Raw genomic sequence first — 7377 nt, 5'->3', positions numbered from 1 at the left:
CGTCGGGGTGCGGGGCGGCGGGGTAGCCGAAGACGTAGACGGGCTTTCCGGTCTTCTGGTTCCAGGTGAAGCCCTGGCCACCGACGTTGTCACCCAGGCGGCCGACATCCTTGGAGAGCAGGATGTAGTAGTGCGAGCCGCGCGACCACTTGGGACCGCTGAACCCCGCGTACTCGGCCTTGGTGACCTGCTTGACGCCGTTGAAGGCGACTCCGTTGTAGACGGTGACGAAGGCGTAGTCCTTGTCGTAGTCCTCGTAGTTGGCGAAGTCGTAGTGCGTCCACGCCGACTTGCCGACGTAGATGCCCCACGGGGTCTTGCCCTGGTAGTAGCCGGGGACGAAGACCCACTTGTCGAGGGTGTCGCTGTTGCTGCCGGGGTCGTAGACGCAGTGGCCGGCCGTGGCGACCAGGTTGCGGTACTTGCCCTGGATCGAGGTGGCCGAACACCACCGGTACTGCCCGTTGACGACGAAGAACACCTTGCCGATGGTCTTGGGCAGGTTGACGTTCTTGGCGAGCGACGGGGTGGGCTTCTCGGAACCGGTCGGGCCGACGCTGCCGGGACTGCCGTCGGGGGAGAAACCGCCGCCGACCTTCATCTTCGGGGCACCGGGGTCCGCGTTGTAGACGGTCGCCCTCTTGAGGGCGGCGAAGTTCGAGGCCGCCCAGAAGTTGATGACCGAGACCGCCGAGGAGTTGTTCCCGGCCATCGGGTCGGTCGCCCAGTCGGGGGCGGCCTGAGCGGTGCCCGCCAGGGGGCCGACCAGGGTGGTGGCCAGCAGGGCGGTGGCGGCTGCGGCGCCACCGAGGGGAAGAAGAGAGTGCTTCAAAAGACGAGCTCCTTGCGCTGCAACGTTCCCGGACGTCCGGGAACTGCGGGACGACAAGCTACGAACCTATGCAGGGATCGCCGGGCCAAACGTCGTCTAAGCCTCTCTTAAGGCTCTCTTAAGGCGGCTTTATGTTCGGGGCGCCTGCTGGGTGGCCGCCCAGTGATAGGCGACGTAGGTCGCCGCGATGAAGTACGGGGAGGAGATCCGGTCGTACCTGCGGTCGGTGTCGGTGTCCCAGGCGAAGCTGTTGACGCCGTTGAGGTAACCGAGCGCGGTCCTGTTGTCGTAGGAGATCAGCCAGGGGCCACCGCTCGCGCCGTTGGTGAATCCGCAGGTCAGGGCGATACCCTGCTCGACCAGGCGAGCGGGGGCCCGCACCTTCTCGGTGCGCCCGTCGCACGACTTGAGCCGCTGGCCGTCGTAGGGCCTGCTGCCGTCGGGGTGCGGGGCGGCGGGGTAGCCGAAGGCGAGGGTGAACAGGCCGGTGCCCCGGTTGGTCGCCAGGCCCTGCCCGCCGACGTTGTCCTCCAGGCTTCCGACACCCTCCATCTCGTAGGTGCCGGCGGTCTTACCCGCCTTCCACCTGAAGCCGTCGTGCACGGTGACGAACGCGTAGTCGTAGTCGTAGTCACCCCTGCCGACGAAGTCCTCGTGCAGGTTGAGCGAGTGGCCGACATAGATCCCGTACGGGGTGTTGCCCTTGTCGTAGCCGGGGATGAAGATCCAGTACTCGGCCTGACTGCCCGTCTTGGCGTCGTAGGCGCAGTGTCCGGCCGTCGCGACCAGGTTGTGGTTGGCCGCCGCCACCGAGGAGGCGGAACACCAGTAGTCCTTGTTGCCGATCCGGAAGAACACCTTGCCGACGGTCAGCGGAGAGCCGCCGGAACCCGGAGCCCGCTTCTTCGGGAGGGTGGGCCTGACCAGCGGCGCGGCCCCCCCGGGCTTGGCGGCGCTCTTCCCGCCGACGGCCGCGGTGGTGGTCTCCTCGGTCATGGCCGTCGTGCCGCCCGCCTCCCCGGCGGCGGCGGCCGTGGCGCTTCCGGCCGTGGCGCTTCCGGTGGCGGTGTTTCCGGTGCTGGGGGACGGCGAGGGAGTGGTGCTTCCGGATTTCACCCCGGGTGTCGCGGGCACGTTGTCCATGGCCTGCTTGAGCCTGGCCGGGCTCCAGTACTCCGCGATCCGCCGCATGTCGGCGACGCTCTTGGTCAGCGGGATCGAGGTGATGCCGCTGGGCACCGTGTTCAGCGGACCCGCCGCGGCGCTCCCGGCGAATGCCGACGTCATGGTCACACAGGCGGCGATCAGCGCCCCAAGCGTGGCCGTGAGCCGCCGTACGCGGGAGGACATGAGGGGGATTCCTTTCGGAGGGCCGGAGTTTCAGAGGGCTACCAGGGATGCAAGGGGTGATTTTTCCAGATCAACTTGGTTTTGGGCAGTTCGCTGGACCGATCCGCTCATGCTCCGTTATCTGGTCAGTGTGTCTGAGGGTGTATAAGCACCCCGTGAAGCTGCGGAAAGGGCCCGGTGTGTACCGGGCCCTTCCTGGTTCACACAGCCTGCGTCCTAGGCCGGGAGCTTCCCGGTCCAGAGGTTGGCCGCGTGCTTGTAGATGCCGTACGTCTCACCGTTGAAGTACGGGGTGGTGACGCGGTCGTAGCGGTTGTTCTTGTCGCTGTCGACGGTCAGGCTCACCACACCGTTGAGGTAGCCGGTCCGCTTGCTGTTCTTGTACTGCAACAGGAAGGGGCCGCCGCTGGCGCCGGGAGTGAAGGCGCACTTGATCGCCTGGTGCTCCTCGGCCTTGTAGGCCGCGACGACGGGCGCGGCGACGGTCGTGCCGTAGCACCACTTCTGGGTGTGACCGGAGTACGGCTTGTCGCCGTCCAGGTGGGCCGAGGTCGGGTAGCCGAACGTGAAGACCTTCTTGCCCAGCTTCTGGTTCCAGGCGAAGCCCTGGCCGCCGACGTTGTCGCCGAGGCGTCCCGCGTCGGCGAGGAGCACCACGAAGAATCTCGTGTAGTAGTAGAGCTCCTTCACGCTGGTCTTGACCCATTTCTTCACGAAGAACCGGGTCTTGTACCAGGCGATCTCGTTGCCGTTGACGTCCTTGGTGGCTTCAAGCTTGCCGAGGAAGTTACCCTCGGCCTTCTGCTTGACCAGCTCCCGGTACTCCTCCTGGCTGATGGCCACCTTGCCCTTGTCGTCGCTGAAGCGCTCGAACTTGGCATGGTTGTCCAGGCCGTTGGGGGCGGCCTTGTAGGCGCTCTCGACGACCTCGACCGCCGTCAGCTTGACGCCTCCCCGGCCGTCCTTGACGTACTCCTCGATGTACTTCTCGGCGTCGGCGGGCTTGGCGACGGTCTCGACCTTGGGGTCGGCCGACTTCTTCCAGTAGGGCCCGTTCTCGCCGTACTTCTCGATCCCCGCCGCGTACTCGGTCTTGGAGATCTCCTTGTCCTCGGTGTACTTGTGCCCCTTGGTGGCCGCGTACGTGGGCGCGGTCACCTCCTTGACACCGGTCTGCTTGATGCCGTTGTAGACGTTGACGAAGGCGTAGTCGTAGTCGTAGTCCTCGTAGACCGTGAAGTCGTCGTGGGTGTTGACCTTGGCGCCGACGTAGATGCCCCAGGGAGCCTTGCCCTGGTAGTAGCCCGGAATGAAGACGAAGTTACTGAACGGCTTGTTCGTGTCGGTGTCGTAGACGCAGTGGCCGGCGGTGGCGACCAGGTTGCGGTACTTCGACTGCACGGAGCTGCCGGAGCACCAGCGCTCCTGCCCCTTGTTGTCGACGAAGAAGACCTTGCCGACGGTGATCGGGAGGTTCACGTTCCGCGACTTGCCGGCGGACTTGCCGCCCTCGCCGGTGGGGGCGACGACGCCGGGCTTGCCGTCGGCGGCCGCCCTGGCGGCGCCGGTCTTGTTCAGCTTCGCCGAAACGGTGGAGTCGGAGAGGTAGGTCTTCGCCGACTTCAGCTTCGAGGCGGTCCAGTAGCCCGCGATGGCCTTCGCGTTACCGGAGGGGGTGAGCGCCGTCGACTTGATGTCGGGGTCGGCGGTGCTCGCCTGGGCGGTGGCGGGGAGGGAGGCGCCGATCATCGCGGCTGCCGCGAGGGCACCGCCGAGGGGAAGGATCAGGCGCTTGGCTCGGGGGTTCAATGAAGCTCCTTCTTTGTCATGGATCACTCGGGACGCGATCCACGCATGCGTAAAGAGACAAGAGGTGACCGTACTCGGCAAAGATGGGGTAAAGGGCTACAAAACGGGCAACAGCCTGGACCGATATGATTTCGTTACCAAATTCATGGAACCGGAAATCTGTTCCACCCGTCTGATCTTCCCTTGCTTGATCGAGAGGTCTCGTACGGCTCATTTGAGCGTGTGAACTGCGGAAACGCCGAGACTGGTCGTTGGGTGTCCCTCGCCTCCGGAACGTTCCGGGGAGGAGGGGCCGTGGCCGCCGACGCGACGAGGGGCCCGATCCTGAGACCGGGCCCCTCGTCATTCCTCCGGCCGGCCGCGGGTATACGGCGACGCTGTGCGTCGTGCGGGTCAGTCGGTCCAGCGGTTGGCCGCGGCCTTGTAGACCTTGTAGGTGTCGCTGTTGAAGTACGGCGAGGAGATCTTGTCGTACCGGTCGTTCTTGTCGGTGTCCCAGGCGATGCTGTTGACGCCGACCAGGTAGCCGGTCCGGCTGGAGCTCTTGTACTTGTAGAGCCACGGGCCGCCGCTCGCGCCCGCGGTGAAGGCGCACTTGAAGCCGATGTGCTCCTGGACGTTGTACTTCGGCGCGGCCGGCATGGCGCCGGTCTTGCCGTAGCACCACTTCATCGTGCGACCGGAGAAGGGCTTGTCGCCGTCGGGGTGCAGTCCGGCCGGGTAGCCGAAGGCGAAGACCGTGTTATTGATCTTCTGGTTCCAGGCGAAGCCCTGGCCGCCGACGTTGTCGCCGAGCCGCCCGACCTTCTTGATGATCGGGTGCCACTTGCCGTCCTTGTCCTTCTCCCAGTTCACCTTGAACCCGGAGTGGACGTTGACGAAGGCGTAGTCGTAGTCGTAGTCCTCCTTCACCACGAAGTCGTCGTGCGCGTTGAACCACTTGGCCGCGTAGATGCCGTAGGGGTTCTTGCCGTCCCACGCCTGGTCGCCGTCCCAGTAGGACGGGATGAAGATCCAGTTGTCGTAGAACTGGTTGGTCTTCACGTCGTAGACGCAGTGCGCGGAGGTGGCGACCACGTTGCGGTACTTGCCCTGGACGGAACTGCCGGAGCAGTACTTCCAGCTCTTCGGGTCCGCCGGGTTGGCGCCGGGCAGGGTGAAGAAGACGCGGCCGACGGTGTTGGGCAGGTTGACGTGCTTGCTCTTGGCGGACTTGGCGCCCTCCTCGCCGATCGGCGGGACCGCTCCGCCGGGGCCGTCGGGGCCCGCGGCGCCGGAGGCCTTGCCGCCCTTGATGCTCAGGTCGAGGTCGCCGGTGGCGTCCGTGGCCTTGCGCATGCGCTCGGGCGACCAGAAGGAGGTGGCCTCCGTGGCCGTCTCAGAGGCCGGGGAGCTGACCACATCGTTGGGGGCTTGAGCGGCGTTGGCACCTGTGGTGGCGCCGATCACTCCGGCGATCATGAGAACGCCGGTGAGGGGGATCGTGAGGCGCCGTGCTCGGGAATTCATGAAGCTCCTTTCGTGCTCGGCGTGGAGACGGGACCTCTCCTCGCCGGGAAAACGATCGGAACGTTACTGACTGAATCGAGCGCTCGGCGAGGAATTGACGGGAAAAAGCATTGAATGGTTCCAGGCGATGCGATCTCGTTATTTAAATAGCGATTTGTTATGGTTTAACAAATAGGCATTTTTGCAGGTCATCGCGGGTGTTGGAGGCATCTATGGGCATCTGTGGCACCATTGGTAACAGCGATTACCGAAGGTTTCTCGGGTAACTCCGGCACCCTCGGTCTATTAAACCGAATTATGTTCTGGTTGGATGTCGGCATGAGTGGAGATCCCCGTACCCCATGCCTTGTCGGCGTCGCCCAGCACACGGTCCGCGTCCAGCCGGGGCCCGAGCCGTTGGATCTGTGGGAACTCGTCGCCCGCGAGGCCGCCGCCGACGCCGGGGCCCCAGGTCTGCTGAACGCCCTCGACTCGATCCAGGTCGTCTACACCGAGTCCTGGCAGTACGACGACCCGACGGCCAGGCTCGCCGAGCGGCTCGGCGCCGCTCCCCGCCACCGGGCCTACTCCAAGGTGAGCGGTACGGCACCGCAACTGCTCCTCGGGGAGGCGGCTTCGATGATCGCCAGGGGTGAGCTGGACGCGGCCCTGGTCGCCGGAGCCGAGGCGCTGGCCACGCGCAGGGCCCTGCGCAGGGCGGGGGAGCGCGTGGCGTGGAGCCATCCGGCGAATCCCAAGCCGCCCTACGGCTGGGAGCGGCCCCCGCACCCGGCCGAGCTGGCCCACGAGCTGTTCCTGCCCGTCCACACCTACGCGATCATGGAAACGGCCCGGCGGGCGGCGGCGGGCGAGTCCATCGAGGAGGAGCGGGCGGCACGAGGGCTGATGATGGCCCCGATGACCGAGGTCGCCGCGGCCAACCCGCACGCCTGGTACCGGGAGGTCGGAAAGCCCTCGGAACTGGTCACCCCGGCCGCGGACAACCGCATCGTCGGCTGGCCCTACACCAGGCGCACCGTCGCGGTCATGGAGGTGGACCAGGCCGCCGCCGTGATCCTGGTCGGCGACGGGCTCGCCGACCGGCTCGGCATCCCCCGAGACAAGCGCGTCTACCTGCGAGGATGGTCCTACGCCGAGGACACCTGGGAGGTGGCGGCCCGTCCCGTGCTCGGCTCCTCGCCGGCCATGGCAGCCGCGGCGCGGGCGGCCTTCGCGCGGGCGGGGACCGGTCTCGACGAGATGTCCGCACTGGACCTCTACAGCTGTTTCGCGATCGCGCTCCGCGCCGCCTGCGCGGCAGGAGGGCTCGACCCGCTCGACCCGCGAGGGCTGACCGTCACGGGTGGCCTGCCGTACGCGGGGGGGCCGGCCAGTGACTACGTCCTGCACTCCACGGCGGCGATGGCCGAGCGCCTGCGGGCCGCGCCGGGCCACGGGCTGGTCACCGGGGTCGGCATGCACCTGACCAAGCACACCTACGCGGTCTGGTCCACCGAGCCCGGCGGCGCCCTGGGCGACGCCGCGCCGGTGTACGTCGCGGAACCGGTGCCGATCGCGGACTCCTACGAGGGACCCGCGACCGTCGCCGGATACACGGTCGCGCACGGCAGGGACGGAGCGGCCGAACGAGGCATCCTGATCGCCGACCTTCCCGGTGGCGGCCGGGCACACGCCCACGTCCGCGGGCCCGATCTGATCGCCGAGGCCGAGTCGCGGGAACTGGTCGGCGCCGAGGTGCGCCTGGTCCCCGAAGGGCCGGTGAACGTCGCGACCTGGTGACGGCCTCCCCGGCGGGTATCGACTCTGATCCGTGCTGGTATCGAGATCGCCCGAATCCGAAGATGGAGTCGCACCATACCTTCTCCGCGGGAGGCGGC

Annotated in this window: 5 protein-coding genes; 1 reads left to right on the top strand and 4 read right to left on the bottom strand. The window is 66.8% G+C overall.

The window, feature by feature from the left end:
* From ABZ260_RS14925 to ABZ260_RS14910, 4 genes are all read right to left on the bottom strand, one after another.
* Nucleotides 1-832: hypothetical protein (locus tag ABZ260_RS14925; RefSeq protein WP_355617010.1), on the bottom strand; the 832-nt coding region annotated here is incomplete at its 3' end.
* 129 nt (nucleotides 833-961) lie between these two features.
* The gene (locus tag ABZ260_RS14920) at nucleotides 962-2182 is read right to left on the bottom strand and encodes a serine protease (RefSeq protein WP_355617008.1); all 1221 of its coding nucleotides are present in this window, start codon (nucleotides 2180-2182) and stop codon (nucleotides 962-964) included.
* Between the two features lie 216 nt (nucleotides 2183-2398).
* A complete protein-coding gene (locus ABZ260_RS14915) occupies nucleotides 2399-3991 on the bottom strand; it encodes a hypothetical protein (protein WP_355617006.1) in 1593 nt (530 codons plus the stop codon).
* Between the two features lie 393 nt (nucleotides 3992-4384).
* Nucleotides 4385-5500, bottom strand: a complete 1116-nt coding sequence (locus tag ABZ260_RS14910) for a serine protease (RefSeq protein WP_355617004.1) — start codon at nucleotides 5498-5500, stop codon at nucleotides 4385-4387.
* Between the two features lie 318 nt (nucleotides 5501-5818).
* On the opposite strand from ABZ260_RS14910, the gene ABZ260_RS14905 reads away from it, so the two are divergent.
* Entirely contained in the window at nucleotides 5819-7279 is a 1461-nt protein-coding gene (locus ABZ260_RS14905; RefSeq protein ID WP_355617002.1) for an acetyl-CoA synthetase, read from the top strand.
* Nucleotides 7280-7377 lie beyond the last annotated feature (98 nt).

The organism is Streptosporangium sp. NPDC006013 (assembly GCF_040614275.1).
Taxonomy (GTDB): domain Bacteria; phylum Actinomycetota; class Actinomycetes; order Streptosporangiales; family Streptosporangiaceae; genus Streptosporangium.
The sequence above is the reverse complement of the archived record's forward strand: the minus strand, read 5'-3'. Positions and strand labels throughout refer to the sequence as shown.

What these genes read in the sequence shown, in the direction of transcription:
- ABZ260_RS14920 (WP_355617008.1), bottom strand. Translation starts at nt 2,182, where the DNA reads ATGTCCTCCCGCGTACGGCGGCTCACGGCCACGCTTGGGGCGCTGATC.
- ABZ260_RS14905 (WP_355617002.1), top strand. Translation starts at nt 5,819, where the DNA reads ATGAGTGGAGATCCCCGTACCCCATGCCTTGTCGGCGTCGCCCAGCAC.
- ABZ260_RS14910 (WP_355617004.1), bottom strand. Translation starts at nt 5,500, where the DNA reads ATGAATTCCCGAGCACGGCGCCTCACGATCCCCCTCACCGGCGTTCTC.